The organism is Paraburkholderia sp. DD10 (assembly GCF_049177125.1).
Lineage (GTDB): Bacteria > Pseudomonadota > Gammaproteobacteria > Burkholderiales > Burkholderiaceae > Paraburkholderia > Paraburkholderia terricola.
This window is the reverse complement of record NZ_CP185393.1, coordinates 3,884,683-3,900,697: the sequence shown is the minus strand read 5'-3', so window position 1 is coordinate 3,900,697 and position 16,015 is coordinate 3,884,683. Positions and strand designations below refer to the sequence as shown.

Here is a 16,015-nt window from a genome sequence, read left to right as displayed (position 1 = left end):
ACCCGCCCGTCACAGGAGAATGTCATGTCCGCATCATCCAAAGTTGTTGCATGGTTCGAGATTCCGTCGATCGACTTCGATCGCGCCGTTCGCTTTTACGAAGCCGCGCTCGACGTCGAACTGAATCGCCAGGAAATCGGCGGCCAGCCGATCGCGGTCTTCGGCTATGAAGAACCGGCGACGGGCGGCGCGATCGTCCACAGTCCGTCGATGACGCCCACCGGCGACGGCGTGCTCGTCTATCTGAACGCGCAGCCGACCGTCGACGCCGCGCTCGCCCGTGTCGAGCAGGCCGGCGGCAAGACCGACGGACCGGTGATCAAGCTGCCGCAGGACATCGGCTACATTGCGTTTTTCACGGATACGGAAGGCAACCGCCTCGGCCTGCATTCGCGGACCAACGGTTAACGGCGACACGACACGACGCGGCGCGGCGCGGCGCAGCGCTCACGTACAACGTGCACAGCCTGCACGGCAACGTCATAGCAACGTCCAGGGCCCGCGCAAGCGCCGCGCAACGGCTGAGCGTAGCGCAGACCGAAACGCAAACCGGAGCGCGGCATGCGGCGCTATCATCGCGGAACTGTTCCCGTCCTTTTCTACAAGACGCCCACGATGACGCGCCGCGCCGACCGCCTGTTCCAGATCGCCGAACTGCTGCGCGGACGGCGCCTGACCACCGCGCAACAACTCGCCGACTGGCTGAACATCTCACTGCGCACCGTCTATCGCGACGTGCGCGATCTGCAACTGTCGGGCGTGCCGATCGAAGGCGAAGCCGGCATCGGCTACCGGTTGAGCCGCGCGGCGAGTCTGCCGCCGCTCACCTTCACCGCCGACGAACTGGCCGCGCTCGCCGCCGGCGCGCGGATGCTCGAATCGTGGGGCGGCGCCGGCTTTGCGAGCGGCGCACGCGGGGCGCTCGCGAAGATCGCCTCGGCAATGCCCGCCGACAAGCGCGCGACGCTCGAACGCCTCGCGATCTTCGCGCCGTCGTTTCACATCAAGAGCGATTTCTCCGCGCAACTGGACGCGCTGCATCGGGCGATCGATGCAAGACATGTGGTGAGCTTTGCCTATACCGACGTGAACGGCGCGGCGACCGAGCGCCGCGTCTGGCCGCTCGCGCTCGCCTATTGGGGCGCACGCTGGACCCTCGGCGCGTGGTGTGAATTGCGCGGCGACTTCCGCAATTTCGGGCTGGAGAAGATCCGGGATCTTCAGATGCGCGAACCCTATCCGGATCAGGAAGGCAGGCGGCTCGCGGACCTGTTGCGGCATGTGAACGCGAAGCCGAAATAAAAATCGCGGCCCGCCGCGAGGCAAGCCGCGAATCGCCAACGCGTGCTTATTCGACCGCCTTCACCATATCCTCGATCACCTTCTTCGCGTCGCCGAACACCATCATCGTCTTGTCCATGTAGAAGAGATCGTTGTCGAGACCGGCGTAGCCCGCCGCCATCGAACGCTTGTTGACGATCACGGTGCGCGCCTTGTACGCCTCGATGATCGGCATGCCCGCGATCGGCGACTTCGGGTCGTTCTTCGCCGCCGGGTTCACCACGTCGTTCGCGCCGAGCACCAGCACCACGTCCACCTGACCGAACTCGCCGTTGATGTCGTCCATCTCGAACACCATGTCGTAAGGCACTTCGGCTTCGGCGAGCAACACGTTCATGTGACCCGGCATCCGTCCGGCCACCGGGTGAATCGCGTACTTCACCTCGATGCCCTTCTCGACCAGTTTGTCGGTCAGCTCCTTCAACGCATGCTGCGCGCGCGCCACCGCGAGACCGTAACCCGGCACGATCACCACCGTTTCCGCGTTGCCGAGCATGAACGACGCATCGTCGGCCGAACCCGATTTCACCGGACGCTGCTCCGCCGCGCCGCCCGCCGCCGCCGCACCCGGCTCATTGCCGAAGCCGCCGAGAATCACATTGAAGAACGAGCGGTTCATCGCGCGGCACATGATGTACGACAGGATCGCACCCGACGAGCCGACGAGCGAGCCCGCGATGATCAGCATCGGATTGTTCAGCGAGAAGCCGATGCCCGCCGCCGCCCAGCCCGAGTACGAATTGAGCATGGACACCACCACCGGCATGTCCGCGCCGCCGATCGGGATGATGATCAACACGCCGAGCACGAACGCGATGATCGTCATGATGATGAACGGCAGCCACGACTGCGTGAGAAAGAAGATGATGCCGAAGCCGAGCATCCCAATCGCGAGCATGAGGTTGATCAGATGCTGACCGCCGTACACCACCGGCGCGCCCTGGAACAGCCGGAACTTGTACTTGCCCGACAGCTTGCCGAACGCGATCACCGATCCGGAGAACGTAATCGCGCCGACGAACGTGCCGATGAATAGCTCGACGCGATTGCCATACGGCAGAAAGCCCGGCACCGGGTTCTCGGGATCGATCAAGCCGAACGCCGAGGGCTCCGACACCACCGCATACGCGATGCAGACAGCGGCAAGACCGATCAGCGAGTGCATCGCCGCGACCAGTTCCGGCATCTTGGTCATCTCGACGCGCGCCGCGACGAACGCGCCGACCGCGCCGCCGATCACCAACGCAACCAGCAGCAAGCCGAGCCCGAGGCCCAGATTCGAGCCGAGCGTGGTGGCCTGTTTGGCGATCAGCGCGATGGTGGTGAGGATCGCGATCGCCATCCCGACCATGCCGAAGGTATTGCCGATGCGCGCCGTCTTCGGATTGGACAGCCCCTTGAGCGCCTGAATGAAGCAGACCGACGCGACCAGATAAAGCAGCGTGACGAGGTTCAGGCTCATTACGCGTTCCCCTTGGTCTTGTCCGCGATGAGTTTCTTCGGCTCTTTCTTGCGGAACATCTCCAGCATTCGCCGCGTCACGAGAAAGCCGCCGAACACGTTGACCGCCGCGAGCGCGACGGCGAGCGTGCCGAAGAACTTGCCGGGCGCGCCGAGCGTGAGGCCGGTTGCGAGCATCGCGCCGACGATCACGATCGCCGAGATCGCGTTGGTCACGGCCATCAGCGGCGTGTGCAACGCGGGCGTGACATTCCAGACCACGTGGTAGCCGACGTAAATCGCCAGCACGAAGATGATCAGATTGATGACGGTGTGGTTGAGCACTTCCATCGCCGTTTCTCCTGGTGGATTCGTTTTATGTCTTGCGCGTGACTTCGCCGTCGCGGGCCAGCAGCGTGGCCGCGACGATATCGTCCGCGAGATCGATGTTCAGGGCGCCTTCCGTCGTGATGATCAGCTTGAGGAAGTCGAGCAGGTTGCGCGCGTATAAAGACGACGCGTCGGCGGGCACCATCGAGGCCAGATTCGTATAGCCGACGATCGTCACGCCGTGTTTGCTCACGACCTGGTCCGCCTCGGTGAGCGGGCAGTTGCCGCCGCGCCGGCCTTCGTACTCCGCGCCGCGGCCCGCCGCCAGGTCGATCAGCACCGAGCCGGGTTTCATCGCCTGCACCGTTTCCACCGAGATCAGCGTCGGCGCGGCGCGGCCAGGAATCAGCGCGGTGGCGATCACCACATCGGCCTGTTTCGCGCGCTCATGAACGAGCGCGGATTGCCGTTGCAGCCACGACGGCGGCATCGGCCGCGCATAACCACCGACGCCCTGCGCGGCTTCGCGCTCCTCGTCGGTTTCGTAGGGCACGTCGAGAAACTTGGCGCCGAGCGATTCGATCTGCTCCTTCACCGCCGGACGCACGTCGGACGCTTCGATCACCGCGCCCAGGCGCTTGGCGGTCGCGATCGCCTGCAAACCCGCCACGCCCGCGCCGAGAATCAGCACGCGCGCCGCTTTCACGGTGCCCGCGGCGGTCATCAACATCGGCATGAAGCGCGGATAAAGCGTGGCCGCCAGCAGCACCGCCTTATATCCCGCGATGTTCGCCTGTGACGACAACACGTCGAGGCTCTGCGCGCGCGTGGTGCGCGGCGCGGCTTCGAGCGCGAAGGCGGTGACGCCGGCTGCCGCGAGTTTCAACGCGTTTTCGGCGTTGAACGGATCGAGCATGCCAATCAGCGTCGCGCCGCGCTTGAGGAGCGGCAGTTCGGCATCGGTTGGAGACTGCACCTTGAGGACGAGATCGGCGCCGAACGCGGTGGCCGCGTCGACGATTTCGGCGCCGGCGGCTGTGAAGGCATCGTCAGGAAAGCTCGCGCCGGAACCGGCGCCGCTCTGGATGGTGACCCGATGGCCCTGGGCCACGTACTTCTTGACCGTTTCGGGCGTCGCGGCGACGCGGGTTTCGTGCGCGCGCGTCTCGGCTGGCACTCCGATGTGCATCGTTGTTCCTCCTCGACTTCCTGTTTTACGACAGATCGCCGACGAGGCACGCCGGCTTACGAGTGCAACGGCTAACGCCTCACTTTAACCGAAACACGGGGGTGCGCAGAAATCGGGGACAATCCGGGGGCGCCCGGCCGGGCGGGCGGCTTGCACATCGCAGCCGCTGCGCACGCAATCGCCGGCTCTCCGGCCCATGCGCCTGCCGCCAGCCAAGGCGAGCGGTCGCCCGCATTCCGGCAGCCCCCGCCCATAAACGGTAAAATGCGCAGCCATGAAACCGGAAACCTGGTTGCCGCACGTGACCGTCGCGGCCATCGTCGAGCGCGACGGGCGCTTTCTCATGGTCGAGGAAAATACCGCCGACGGCCTGCGCCTGAATCAGCCCGCCGGCCATCTGGAGGCGGGTGAAACGCTTCTGCAAGCGGTAATCCGCGAAACGCTCGAGGAAACCGCCCATCCCTTCGAACCCGAAGCGCTGGTCGGCATGTACATGACGCATTTCGAGCGGCCCGGCAGCGAGGGGGTGACGTATCTGCGCTTCACCTATTGCGGCACGGGCGGCGAACCGAACGCGGAGTGCGCGCTCGATCCCGACATCGCCCGCACGCTGTGGATGAGCGCCGACGAATTGCGCGCCTGTGCCGAACGGCATCGCACGCCGCTCGTCATGCAATGCCTCGACGACTACCTCGCGGGCCGGCGTTTCCCGCTCGACTTCGTGCATACGCATTCGGTCGCGCAAAAACGGCCGTAGCCTGATGAGCGGCCAACCCACGATCAATGAAGTCACGCAGTACCCAGTGAGCATCTTATGAGCAAGCAGAAAGTCGTAGTAGGCATGTCGGGCGGCGTCGATTCGTCGGTGACCGCATGGCTGCTGAAGGAACAGGGCTACGACGTGGTCGGCCTGTTCATGAAAAACTGGGAAGACGACGACGACAGCGAATACTGCTCGACGCGGCAGGACTGGATCGACGTCGTGTCGGTGGCGGACCTGATCGGCATCGACGTCGAAGCGGTCAACTTCGCGTCCGAATACAAGGACCGCGTGTTCGCCGAATTCCTGCGCGAATATTCGGCCGGCCGCACGCCGAATCCGGACGTGCTGTGCAACGCCGAAATCAAGTTCAAGGCCTTTCTCGACCATGCAATGTCGCTCGGCGCGGAAACCATCGCGACCGGCCACTACGCACGCGTGCGTGAGAACAACGGCCGCTTCGAATTGCTGAAGGCGTTCGACCATACGAAGGATCAGTCGTACTTCCTGCATCGGCTGAATCAGGCGCAGTTATCGAAGACGCTGTTTCCGTTGGGCGAGATTCCCAAGACCAAGGTGCGGGAGATCGCCGAACAGATCGCCCTGCCGAACGCGAAGAAAAAAGATTCGACGGGCATCTGCTTCATCGGCGAACGGCCGTTCCGCGATTTTCTGAATCGCTATCTGCCGACCAGGCCGGGCCCGATGAAAACCACCGACGGCAAAGTGGTCGGCGAACACATCGGCCTCGCGTTCTACACGTTCGGCCAGCGCAAGGGTATCGGCCTCGGCGGCAGCAAGGACGGCAGCGGCGAGCCGTGGTTCGTCGCCGGCAAGGACATTCCGTCGAACACGTTGTACGTCGCGCAGGGCCACGACCATCCGTGGCTGCTCAGCCATACGCTCACTGCGGGCAATACGAGCTGGGTCGCGGGCGAGCCGCCCGCGGACGGCTTTGCGTGCGGCGCGAAAACCCGTTACCGGCAAGCGGATGCGCGCTGCACGTTCGGTGCGGCTGCAAGCGCGGCTGCAAGCGCGGCAAACGCCGGCGAAGGCCTCTTCGCGCTGAACTTCGACACTGCGCAATGGGCTGTCACACCGGGGCAATCGGCGGTGCTCTACGATGGCGACGTGTGTCTCGGCGGCGGCATCATCGAACACGCGGTGACCGGGCAGCCGACGGCACGTCAGCCGCAAACGGCCGCGCTGCTGACCGCTCGCTAGGCGCCGCGTTGCACCGTGCGGCAAGGCTCGTCATCGCCGCACGCGTTTTATCTTTACGCTTCAAGTTCACACCGCGTCTTCTGATTCGACACTGCGCGCTCCACGCGTGCGTTGCATCTTCAAGTCGCAGCCAGCTTCACCATAAGAAGCAGTCGTTCGTTTTCCCTCGTGGGCGGATTCCGCCGGCGCAATCCGCGCCGACGATCCCGCCATGACGATCCTCACTGCACCGGAGTCTCCATGTTTTCTCGGCGTTATCTGGCCATGTGGTGCGCAGCCGTGCTGCTCGCCGTTTGCGCGGCGCTCGCCGCAACGCACCGCATTGCGTGGTTCTGGCTCATCGTGCCGGCGGCGCTCGTCGCGCTCGGGGTATTCGACCTGGCGCAGCAGCGCCACGCGATTCTGCGCAACTATCCGTTGTGGGGACACTTGCGCTTTCTGTTCGAATTCATCCGCCCGGAAATCCGCCAGTATTTCGTCGAGAACGATACCGACGAGAAGCCGTTCTCGCGCGCTCAGCGCAGCATCGTCTACCAGCGCGCGAAGAACGACGTCGACAGCCGCCCTTACGGCACCGAGCTCGACGTGAAGGCCGTCGCGCACGAATGGATCAGTCATTCGCTCGCGCCGACCAGGCTGGATAGCCACGACTTTCGCATCGTAGTGGGAGGCGAGCGCGCGCAGCCTTACTCGATGTCGATCTTCAACGTCTCCGCGATGAGCTTCGGCTCGCTGTCCGCGAACGCGATCATGGCGCTGAACCTCGGCGCGAAGAAAGGCAACTTCGCGCACGACACGGGCGAAGGCTCGATGTCCAAGTATCACCGCGAGCATGGCGGCGACATCATCTGGGAAATCGCGTCGGGCTACTTCGGCTGCCGCAACGACGACGGCTCCTTCAGCGCGGAAAAATTCGCAAGGCAGGCCGCCGAGCCGCAGGTGAAGATGATCGAAGTGAAGCTCTCGCAAGGGGCGAAGCCCGGTCACGGCGGCGTGCTGCCGGCCGCCAAGATCACGCCGGAAATCGCCGAAACGCGCGGCGTGCCGATGGGCCGCGATTGCATTTCGCCCGCCACCCATTCGGAGTTCTCGACGCCGCGCGGCCTGCTCGAATTCGTCGACCGCTTGCGCACGCTGTCCGGCGGCAAGCCGACCGGCTTCAAGCTGTGCATCGGCCATCCGTGGGAATTCTTCGGCATTGCGAAGGCGATGCTGGAGACGGGAATCTTGCCGGACTTCATCGTCGTGGACGGCGCGGAAGGCGGCACGGGCGCGGCGCCGCTGGAATTCACCGACCACGTGGGCGTGCCGTTGCAGGAAGGGCTGCTGCTCGTGCACAACACGCTGGTCGGCATCGGCTTGCGGCAACGCATCCGCATCGGCGCGAGCGGCAAGATGATCACCGCATTCGACATCACGCGCACGCTGGCGATCGGCGCCGACTGGGTGAACGCGGCGCGCGGCTTCATGTTCGCGGTCGGCTGCATTCAGGCGCAGACCTGCCACACCGGGCGCTGTCCGACCGGCGTCGCGACCCAGGACCCGGTGCGCCAGCGTGCGCTCGTCGTGCCGGATAAGGCCGACCGCGTGTTCAGCTTCCATCACAACACGCTGCATGCGCTGAAGGAAATCATTCAGGCGGCGGGCTTGAAGCATCCGGCGGAATTACGCGCGCATCACATCGTGCGACGGGTGTCGTCGCATGAGGTGCGGTTGATGTCGGAGTTGTTGAAGTATCTGGAGCCGAACGATCTGCTGAACGGCACCTATCGCTATTCGCTGTATGAGAAGTGGTGGCCGGTGGCGCAAAGCGATTCCTTTGCGCCGAAGGTGGGGTTGGCGGTGGCTTGAGTCGGATTCCGTCCGACCCCGCAAAACGGACACCCCCCTCCCCTTTCCGTTAAAATCCAAGGTTTAGCACTTCGCTCCACGGTCGCCTCGCGCGCTTCGGCGCTCGCGGCGCGACCCCATGCCCGAAAGGCACTTCATGCTCACGTTTCAGCAAATCATCCTGACAATGCAGTCCTACTGGGACAAGCAGGGTTGCGCATTGCTCCAGCCGATCGACATGGAAGTCGGCGCGGGCACGTCCCACGTTCATACGTTTCTGCGCGCGGTCGGCCCGGAACCGTGGCGCGCCGCCTATGTGCAACCGTCGCGCCGTCCGAAAGACGGCCGCTACGGCGAGAACCCGAACCGCCTTCAGCATTACTACCAGTACCAGGTGGTGCTCAAGCCGGCGCCGGAAAATATCCTCGATCTGTACCTCGGCTCGCTCGAAGCGCTCGGCTTCGACCTGAAGCAGAACGACGTGCGTTTTGTCGAGGACGATTGGGAAAACCCCACGCTCGGCGCATGGGGCCTCGGCTGGGAAGTGTGGCTGAACGGCATGGAAGTGACGCAGTTCACCTACTTCCAGCAAGTGGGCGGTCTCGATTGCAAGCCGGTGCTCGGCGAAATCACCTACGGTCTCGAACGCCTCGCCATGTACTTGCAGAAGGTCGAGAACGTCTACGACCTCGTCTGGACCGAATGGGAAGAACAAGGTCCGAACGGCCCCGAAATCCGCCGCCTGACCTACGGCGACGTGTACCACCAGAACGAAGTCGAACAGTCCACGTATAACTTCGAGCATGCGAACGTCGAGTTGCTGTTCTCGATCTTCAACAGCTACGAGGCGGAAGCGAGGCGCATGATCGAGGCGCAAATCGCGCTGCCCGCCTACGAACTGGTGCTGAAGGCCGGTCACACCTTCAATCTGCTCGACGCGCGCGGCGCCATTTCCGTCACGGAGCGCGCGGCGTATATCGGCCGCATTCGTGCGCTATCGAAGCTGGTCGCGCAGGCTTACTACGATTCGCGCGAAAAGCTCGGCTTCCCGATGCTCGGCAATCCGGTGCACGGCGTGCCCGGCCTCACCACCGACGCGCAAGATGCCGCGATGCCCGCCTGGGCGCCGCCGCTGAAAGTCGAACGCAAGATCGACCAGGACTGACGAGAACACCAAGAAATGACTCATCCCCATCAAGCTACCCTGCTCGTCGAGCTGCTGACCGAAGAACTGCCGCCCAAGGCGCTCGCGCGTCTCGGCGAGGCCTTCGCCGAAGGCATTGCGCAGCGCCTCGCGGCGCGCGACCTGATCGAAGGCGACCTGTCGTTCGAACGCTACGCAACGCCGCGCCGTCTCGCCGTCACGATTAAAAACGTGCGTGCGGTCGCGCCGGAAAAACACATGCGCGAAAAAGTGCTGCCGGTTTCCGTCGCATTGGATAAAGACGGCCAGCCCGCCGCGCCGCTCGCCAAGAAACTCGCCGCGCTCGGCTTCCCCGATTTTTCAGTGAGCGACCTGGAGCGCGCGCAAGACGGCAAGGCGGAGGCCTTCTTCCTGCGTTACGCGGCGCCCGGCGCCACGCTCGCCGAAGGACTGCAAAGCGCGCTCGACGAAACGCTCGGCAAGCTGCCGATTCCGAGGTTCATGACGTATCAGCGCCCGGACGGCACCAATGTGCAGTTCGTGCGTCCCGCGCATCGTCTCACCGCACTGCACGGCGAGCGGATCGTGCCGGTCAGCGCGCTCGGCATCGACGCCGACGACACCACGCTCGGCCACCGCTTCCTGTCCGAAGGCTTCGTGCAGATCCAGCACGCGGACGCCTATGCCGACACGCTGATGCACAAAGGCCGCGTGGTCGCCAATTTCTCCGACCGCAAGGAAACCATCCGCACGCACCTGCTCGCGCAAGCCGACGGCGATCAGGTGGTGATGCCCGAAGCGCTGCTGGATGAAGTGACGTCGCTGGTCGAATGGCCGGTGGTCTACGCCTGCCGTTTCGAGGACGAGTTCCTGCAAGTGCCGCAGGAATGCCTGATCCTGACGATGCAGACGAACCAGAAATACTTCGCGCTCACGGATGCGAACGGCAAGCTGCGCTCGCGCTTCCTGATCGTGTCGAACATCGAAACGGCCACGCCGGGCGATATCGTCGAAGGTAACGAGCGTGTGGTGCGTCCGCGCCTGGCCGACGCGAAGTTCTTCTTCGAGCAGGACAAGAAGAAGCCGCTCGCCGAGCGCGTGCCGCTGCTCGCGAACGTCGTGTATCACAACAAGTTGGGTTCGGCGCTGCAACGCGTCGAGCGCGTCGAAGCGCTGGCCGGCGCGATCGCCGGGTTGATCGGCGCGGACGTGGCGCTCGCCATGCGCGCCGCGCGTCTCGCAAAGGCCGATCTGATCACCGACATGGTGGGCGAATTCCCCGAGCTGCAAGGCACGATGGGCACGTACTACGCGCGCCACGACGGCGAGCCGGAAGAAGTCGCGCTCGCGTGCTCGGAACACTATCAGCCGCGCTTCTCCGGCGACGCATTGCCGGCCACCGCAACCGGCACCGTCGTCGCGCTGGCCGACAAGCTCGAAACGCTGGTCGGCATCTGGGGCATCGGCCTGCAACCCACCGGCGAAAAAGATCCGTTCGCGCTGCGCCGTCACGCGCTCGGCGTGCTGCGCATCCTCGTCGAGAAGCAACTGCCGGTCGACGTGATCGAACTGCTGCGCACCGCTTACGCGCAATTCGCCGCGGTGCCGAACGTCGCCGATTCCACGCAGGCGATCTACGAATTCTGCATGGACCGTCTGCGCGGTCTGCTGCGCGAACGCGGCTACGCGCCGGGCGAAATCGACGCGGTGTTGGCGCTCGATCCCACGCGTCTCGACGACATCGTCGCGCGTCTGGATGCGGTGCGCGAATTCGCGGCACTCGCCGAAGCAGCATCGCTCGCCGCGGCCAACAAGCGCATTTCCAACATCCTGAAGAAGTCGGAAGGCGCGACGAACGGCGGCGTGCAGGCCGCGCTGCTCGTCGAATCGGCGGAAAAAGCCCTGCATGCGCAGCTCGAACAGGTCGCGCCGCGCGTGCAATCGCAGCTTGCCGCACGCGACTACACGGGCGCGCTAACCGCGCTCGCCGCATTGCGCGAATCGGTCGACACGTTCTTCAACGACGTGATGGTGAACGCCGACGATGCCGCGCTGCGCGCCAATCGGCTGGCTTTGCTCGGCGCGCTGCATCAGCAGATGAATTGCGTCGCCGACATTTCGCGACTCGCCGCCTGAGCCCCGCGCCATGCCGACCAAAAAAGTGGTGATCCTCGACCGCGACGGCGTGATCAACGCCGACTCCGACGCGTTCATCAAGTCGCCCGACGAATGGGTCGCGCTGCCCGGCTCGCTCGAAGCCATCGCGCGGCTGAGCCAGGCCGGTTATCGCGTCGCGGTTGCGACCAACCAGTCCGGCATCGGCCGCGGGCTCTTCGACATGAACGCGCTCAACGCGATGCATCTGAAAATGCATCGCATGGCGGCGGCGGTCGGCGGGCGCATCGACGCAGTGTTCTTCTGCCCGCACACGGCGGACGACCACTGCGAGTGCCGCAAGCCGAAGCCGGGCATGCTGCAGATGATCATCGAGCGCTTCGACGTCGATCCGGAACATACGCCCACGGTCGGCGATTCGCTGCGCGATCTGCAAGCGGGCGCCGCGCTCGGCTGCCCGATTCATCTGGTGCTGACCGGCAAGGGCCGTAAGACGCTCGCGGCCGGCGGCCTGCCCGAGGGCACGCGCGTCCACGACGATCTGCGCGCGTTCGTGCTCGACTTCCTCGCCGACGCTCAAGAGTGACGCGCGCCACGCGCGTCCCCAACCCTCACCGACCACGCCGATGCGCTTCATTCGTTCTTTCCTGCTGCTGATCTACTTCGTTCTGTTCACGGTGCCGTACGCAACCGCGTGCTTCATCGCGTTCCCGTTCATGCGCGCCGACCACCGCTACTGGATGGCGGCCGGCTGGTGCCGCGCCACGCTCAACACGGTGCGTTGGCTGAACGGCATCCGCTACAGGATCGAAGGCTATGAGAACCTGCCCGACGGTCCCGCCGTGCTGCTGTCCAAGCATCAATCCGCATGGGAAACGCTGGCGTTTCCGGCGTTGATGCCGCGGCCGCTGTGCTACGTGTTCAAGCGCGAGCTGCTGTACGTGCCGTTCTTCGGCTGGGCGCTCGGCATGCTGAAGATGGTTCACATCGACCGCAAGGAAGGCAAGTACGCGTTCGAGTCGGTCATCAGGCAAGGCAAGGCGCGCATGGCCGAAGGCGCATGGGTCATCATGTTTCCGGAAGGCACGCGCACGCCGACCGGCAAGCAGGGCAAATACAAAACCGGCGGTGCGCGTTTTGCGATCGCCACCGGCGCACCCGTCGTGCCGATCGCGCACAACGCCGGACGCGTGTGGCCTCGCAACTCGTTTCTCAAATATGCGGGTATAGTCACAGTGTCGATCGGCAAGCCGATTGAGACGACGGGGCTCACGCCCGACGAAGTGAACACGCGCGTCGAAAAGTGGATCGAAGCTGAAATGCGTCGCATCGATCCAACCGCGTACCGCGCGGCGGAAAGCAGTTCCGCCGCCGCACCAATCTGACGCGCCCACGCCCTCGAAGGCGTATTTGCGCGAAGCCTAATCCGATGCAGAAGTCTCCTACGCCGCAACCCGCTGCGGCGCTCGATAACCGGCAGCTCGATCTCCCGCTTTTTGCCGAGCCGGGATCGACGTCGTCGTCACCGTCACCGTCCGCGCCTGCGCCCGGCTCTTCAACGGGCTCGCAAGGCGGCCAGCAACCGGCCGTGCCGCTCGCGCCGGACGGCAGCAAATTGCGCAGCCTCGCGCTCGGTTCACGCACGCTCCATTACGCGCTCAAGCGTTCCGCGCGCCGCTCGATTGGTTTTGCAATCGACAGCACCGGTCTCACGATCACCGCACCACGCTGGGTCACGCTCGCCGATATCGAAACCGCGATCACCGAGAAGCAGCGGTGGATTTTCACGAAGCTGATCGAATGGCAAACACGTGTGGAGCAGCGCGCGTTGCCGAAGGTCGATTGGAAAGACGGCGCGCAAGTGCCGTATCTCGGCCAGCCGGTGCGCGTGACACTCGGTTCGCCGCAAGGCACGCTCGCGTTCAGCGTGGACGATGCGGCGCTGCAACTGCCGTTGCCGCTGCAAGCGGATCCGCAGCAGATCAAGGACCGCGTGCAAGGCTGGCTGCAAGGCGAAGCGAAGCGCGTGTTCGGCGAGCGTCTGGCGATTTACGCGGAGAAGCTGGGCGTGAACTATCGCGCCTATGCGCTCTCGTCGGCGGCCACGCGCTGGGGCAGTTGTTCGAGCGACGGCAAGATTCGCCTGAACTGGCGGCTGATCCATTTTCCGCTTTCGATCATCGATTACGTCGTCGCGCACGAACTCGCGCATTTGCGTGAGATGAATCACAGTCCGCGCTTCTGGCAAACGGTCGAGTCGATTTTTCCCGAGTTCCGCGAAGCGCGGCAGACGTTGAAGTCGCATCCGCCGGAGTTGCTGCCGACGCTTTGATGCGGCTCACTCAGTGCAGAACGTTTCCTGCAAATGGCGCCACGTCACCCTGCCGTGCGCGTCGAGGTTCATCACCGCCGTGGAGCGCCGCACGTTCGCGTTGCCCGCGTTGTCGCGCTGATACTCCCGATATTTCACCACCGCGCCCGACGGATAGTCGGCGACGATCTCTCTATCGCGGATGCTGATCCGCGAGCCGGGACGCGCGCCGCGCAGCTTCGCGAAGGTCTCGCGCAACGCGGCGTGATCCAGCACGAGACCGGACGGCATGATCAACGTGAATGGCTCGGCGAAACGCGCCATGATGCGCTCGAGCGCACCGTCATCCGCTGAGCCGTCGAACAGAGCCTCGATTTCGACGTGGATGTCGTCGAGTTCCTTGAAGTAGGGATTGCTGTTATTCATTGCCCGATCTCGGCCAGGGACGCGTGTCTTACGTCATTTCTTCTTCTGGATGAACTCGATCTTATAGCCGTCCGGGTCCGTCACGAACGCGATCACCGTGGTGCCGTGCTTCATCGGGCCCGCTTCGCGCACGACGTTGCCGCCCTGGGCCTTGATCTTTTCGCATGCGGCATACGCATCTTCAACCTCGACGGCCAGATGCCCGAAACCGTTGCCGAGATCGTAGGACGGGGTGTCCCAGTTGTGCGTCAGTTCGATGACCGTGCCGTCGCGCTCGTCCGTGTAGCCGACGAAGGCCAGCGTGAATTTGCCGTCGGGATAGTCGTCACGGCGCAGCAGTTTCATGCCGAGGAGTTCGGTATAGAAAGCGATGGAACGGTCCAGGTCGCCGACCCGGAGCATGGTGTGAAGCAGGCGCATTGTGCACTCCCTGTTGCGTGATATGGAGACCGTCAATGTACCCGGAATCACGCGGCGCTGCAGCGCGCCACACGCCGCGAGGCGTGCTCAGAACCGATGCCGCACGCCCGCCATCAAGCCGATCTGCGTGCCCTTCTGCGCGAGTCCCGCGCCGTTCACGCCTTGCAGTTGCGCGCCGATCAGACCGCCCCGATAGAGCGAGTAATCGCCTTCCAGATAGACGTCGGTGCGCTTCGAGAGGTCGTAGTCGGCGACCAGTTGATACTGCCAGGCGGAGCCGTCCTGCGCGGCGCGCTTGCCGTCCTGCAGCGTGCGCCACACGTTCGCGGCGAGGTGCCATGCATTGCCGACTTGCTGCGTGATGCCGCCCATGATCATGCGGCGCCGCGAAAAGTCCGTGTACTTCAGCGCCACGAGCGCGGCCGCGGAGAACGGCCCGTTGGCGAACGTCGAAAAGCCGGCGTCGTTCTGATTGACGATATAGCCTGCGGAAAAGCGGGTCTTGTTCCACGTGTACGAGCCGCCGAAGGTCCATGCCGTGGCGGACGAGCCGTTGACCGAATCCTTCGATACTTCATAGGCGCCGCCAATGCTGAACAGACCGCCCGCCGGCGCATAAGCCGCGGCCGCGCCGATCTGGCTGCCGTATGAATTGCCCGCGTTGCCGCCGAACGCGTAGCCCGCGGCGAAATTGAAGCCGTTATATCGCGCCTGATACTGCACCTGGTTGCTGGTCCAGATACCGCCGGTCATCGTCACTTCCGGCTGGAAGCTGAAATCGTAGGGGATCCAGAGATTGCTGCCGTAGCCGGCCACCGAAATGCCTTCGATCATCAGGTTGTACTGACGCCCAATGATCACCTGGCCATAAACATTCGAGCGGATGCCCACTTGTGCTTCGTTGAAGAACGGCAAGGTGGGGTCGCTCTGCCCGCCGTTGATATAAAAACGGTTTTCCAGCTTGAAGAAAGTCGACCAGCCGCCGCCCAGGTCCTCGACGCCCTTGAGCCCCCAGCGGCTCTCCGTCATGCCGCCGGCGCCGAGCCCGAGCGACGAATCGCCGGCCTTGTTGGCGTGGGTCAGATAACGCACGCTTTCGTCGACCACGCCGTACAGCGTCACACTGGACTGAGCCTGCGCCATCGGGCAAGCCAACGACGCCAGCGCCGCGGGCATCACGATCGCCGTCCACCTCCTTGCCTTGCTCATCTCGTCTCCTCGTCCGGGTTCCGCATTGTGCGGATACGGTTCGTCTGTTTTGGCGGCACGAATCGACTCATCACACGCACGGTCCACCCGACGAAACGCATGTGGCGCAACCTTAGCGCGAAACGGCAACGGTAAGAAATTAGTGTGACGTGGGTGTTGTTAAGTCCGCGAATCGTGGGCGGCGAAGAACGAAGCACGCGCGGGCGGTGGGGTCATCGCGAAGCTCGGCGGGCAGGTTTGTTATCGTACGGCCAGCAATCACCGACCCTTCATATG

16 protein-coding genes are annotated in these 16,015 nt (G+C 64.1%); 10 read left to right on the top strand and 6 right to left on the bottom strand.

The window, feature by feature from the left end; all coding sequences use genetic code 11:
• The first annotated feature begins 24 nt into the window (after positions 1-24).
• Both ACOCG7_RS33035 and ACOCG7_RS33030 read left to right on the top strand, forming a co-directional pair.
• Positions 25-408 (top strand): VOC family protein, encoded by a 384-nt coding sequence (locus ACOCG7_RS33035; protein WP_083084589.1) that lies wholly within the window; start codon positions 25-27, stop codon positions 406-408.
• 153 nt (positions 409-561) lie between these two features.
• Positions 562-1,302 (top strand): helix-turn-helix transcriptional regulator, encoded by a 741-nt coding sequence (locus tag ACOCG7_RS33030; RefSeq protein ID WP_073428245.1) that lies wholly within the window; start codon positions 562-564, stop codon positions 1,300-1,302.
• Positions 1,303-1,348: 46 nt separating this feature from the next.
• Here the strand turns inward: ACOCG7_RS33030 and ACOCG7_RS33025 are convergent, their stop codons facing one another.
• From ACOCG7_RS33025 to ACOCG7_RS33015, 3 genes are read right to left on the bottom strand one after another with little or no spacing between them, the layout of a single operon-like run.
• Positions 1,349-2,803, bottom strand: a complete 1,455-nt coding sequence (locus ACOCG7_RS33025) for an NAD(P)(+) transhydrogenase (Re/Si-specific) subunit beta (RefSeq protein WP_114161890.1) — start codon at positions 2,801-2,803, stop codon at positions 1,349-1,351.
• The gene (locus ACOCG7_RS33020) at positions 2,803-3,132 is read right to left on the bottom strand and encodes an NAD(P) transhydrogenase subunit alpha (RefSeq protein WP_073428247.1); all 330 of its coding nucleotides are present in this window, start codon (positions 3,130-3,132) and stop codon (positions 2,803-2,805) included. The genes ACOCG7_RS33025 and ACOCG7_RS33020 overlap by 1 nt, the downstream gene beginning before the upstream one ends.
• A gap of 25 nt (positions 3,133-3,157) precedes the next feature.
• Positions 3,158-4,300, bottom strand: coding sequence for a Re/Si-specific NAD(P)(+) transhydrogenase subunit alpha (locus ACOCG7_RS33015; protein WP_114161889.1), 1,143 nt, complete (start codon positions 4,298-4,300; stop codon positions 3,158-3,160).
• Between the two features lie 274 nt (positions 4,301-4,574).
• On the opposite strand from ACOCG7_RS33015, the gene ACOCG7_RS33010 reads away from it, so the two are divergent.
• The 8 genes from ACOCG7_RS33010 (at position 4,575) to ACOCG7_RS32975 (ending at position 13,705) form a co-directional block, all read left to right on the top strand.
• Complete coding sequence (locus ACOCG7_RS33010) at positions 4,575-5,057, top strand: NUDIX hydrolase (protein ID WP_073428249.1); 483 nt, start codon at positions 4,575-4,577, stop codon at positions 5,055-5,057.
• Positions 5,058-5,114: 57 nt separating this feature from the next.
• Positions 5,115-6,284, top strand: coding sequence for a tRNA 2-thiouridine(34) synthase MnmA (gene mnmA / locus ACOCG7_RS33005; protein ID WP_114161888.1), 1,170 nt, complete (start codon positions 5,115-5,117; stop codon positions 6,282-6,284).
• A gap of 240 nt (positions 6,285-6,524) precedes the next feature.
• A complete protein-coding gene (locus ACOCG7_RS33000) occupies positions 6,525-8,135 on the top strand; it encodes an FMN-binding glutamate synthase family protein (RefSeq protein WP_114161887.1) in 1,611 nt (536 codons plus the stop codon).
• Between the two features lie 136 nt (positions 8,136-8,271).
• Positions 8,272-9,279, top strand: a complete 1,008-nt coding sequence (gene glyQ / locus ACOCG7_RS32995) for a glycine--tRNA ligase subunit alpha (RefSeq protein WP_073428304.1) — start codon at positions 8,272-8,274, stop codon at positions 9,277-9,279.
• 15 nt (positions 9,280-9,294) lie between these two features.
• Positions 9,295-11,394 (top strand): glycine--tRNA ligase subunit beta, encoded by a 2,100-nt coding sequence (glyS, locus tag ACOCG7_RS32990; RefSeq protein ID WP_114161886.1) that lies wholly within the window; start codon positions 9,295-9,297, stop codon positions 11,392-11,394.
• Positions 11,395-11,404: 10 nt separating this feature from the next.
• Positions 11,405-11,959, top strand: coding sequence for a D-glycero-beta-D-manno-heptose 1,7-bisphosphate 7-phosphatase (gmhB, locus tag ACOCG7_RS32985; protein ID WP_073428253.1), 555 nt, complete (start codon positions 11,405-11,407; stop codon positions 11,957-11,959).
• A gap of 40 nt (positions 11,960-11,999) precedes the next feature.
• Positions 12,000-12,758 (top strand): lysophospholipid acyltransferase family protein, encoded by a 759-nt coding sequence (locus ACOCG7_RS32980; RefSeq protein WP_073428254.1) that lies wholly within the window; start codon positions 12,000-12,002, stop codon positions 12,756-12,758.
• A 44-nt stretch (positions 12,759-12,802) separates the two neighbouring features.
• Positions 12,803-13,705, top strand: coding sequence for a M48 family metallopeptidase (locus tag ACOCG7_RS32975; RefSeq protein WP_114161885.1), 903 nt, complete (start codon positions 12,803-12,805; stop codon positions 13,703-13,705).
• A gap of 6 nt (positions 13,706-13,711) precedes the next feature.
• Here ACOCG7_RS32975 and ACOCG7_RS32970 read toward each other — a convergent pair whose 3' ends face one another.
• From ACOCG7_RS32970 to ACOCG7_RS32960, 3 genes are all read right to left on the bottom strand, one after another.
• A complete protein-coding gene (locus ACOCG7_RS32970) occupies positions 13,712-14,110 on the bottom strand; it encodes a DUF4440 domain-containing protein (protein WP_073428256.1) in 399 nt (132 codons plus the stop codon).
• A 33-nt stretch (positions 14,111-14,143) separates the two neighbouring features.
• Positions 14,144-14,530: a lactoylglutathione lyase gene (gene gloA / locus ACOCG7_RS32965; protein WP_073428257.1), complete on the bottom strand. Its 387-nt coding sequence runs from the start codon at positions 14,528-14,530 to the stop codon at positions 14,144-14,146.
• An 87-nt stretch (positions 14,531-14,617) separates the two neighbouring features.
• Positions 14,618-15,739, bottom strand: a complete 1,122-nt coding sequence (locus tag ACOCG7_RS32960; protein ID WP_114161884.1) for a porin — start codon at positions 15,737-15,739, stop codon at positions 14,618-14,620.
• Positions 15,740-16,015: the final 276 nt, after the last annotated feature.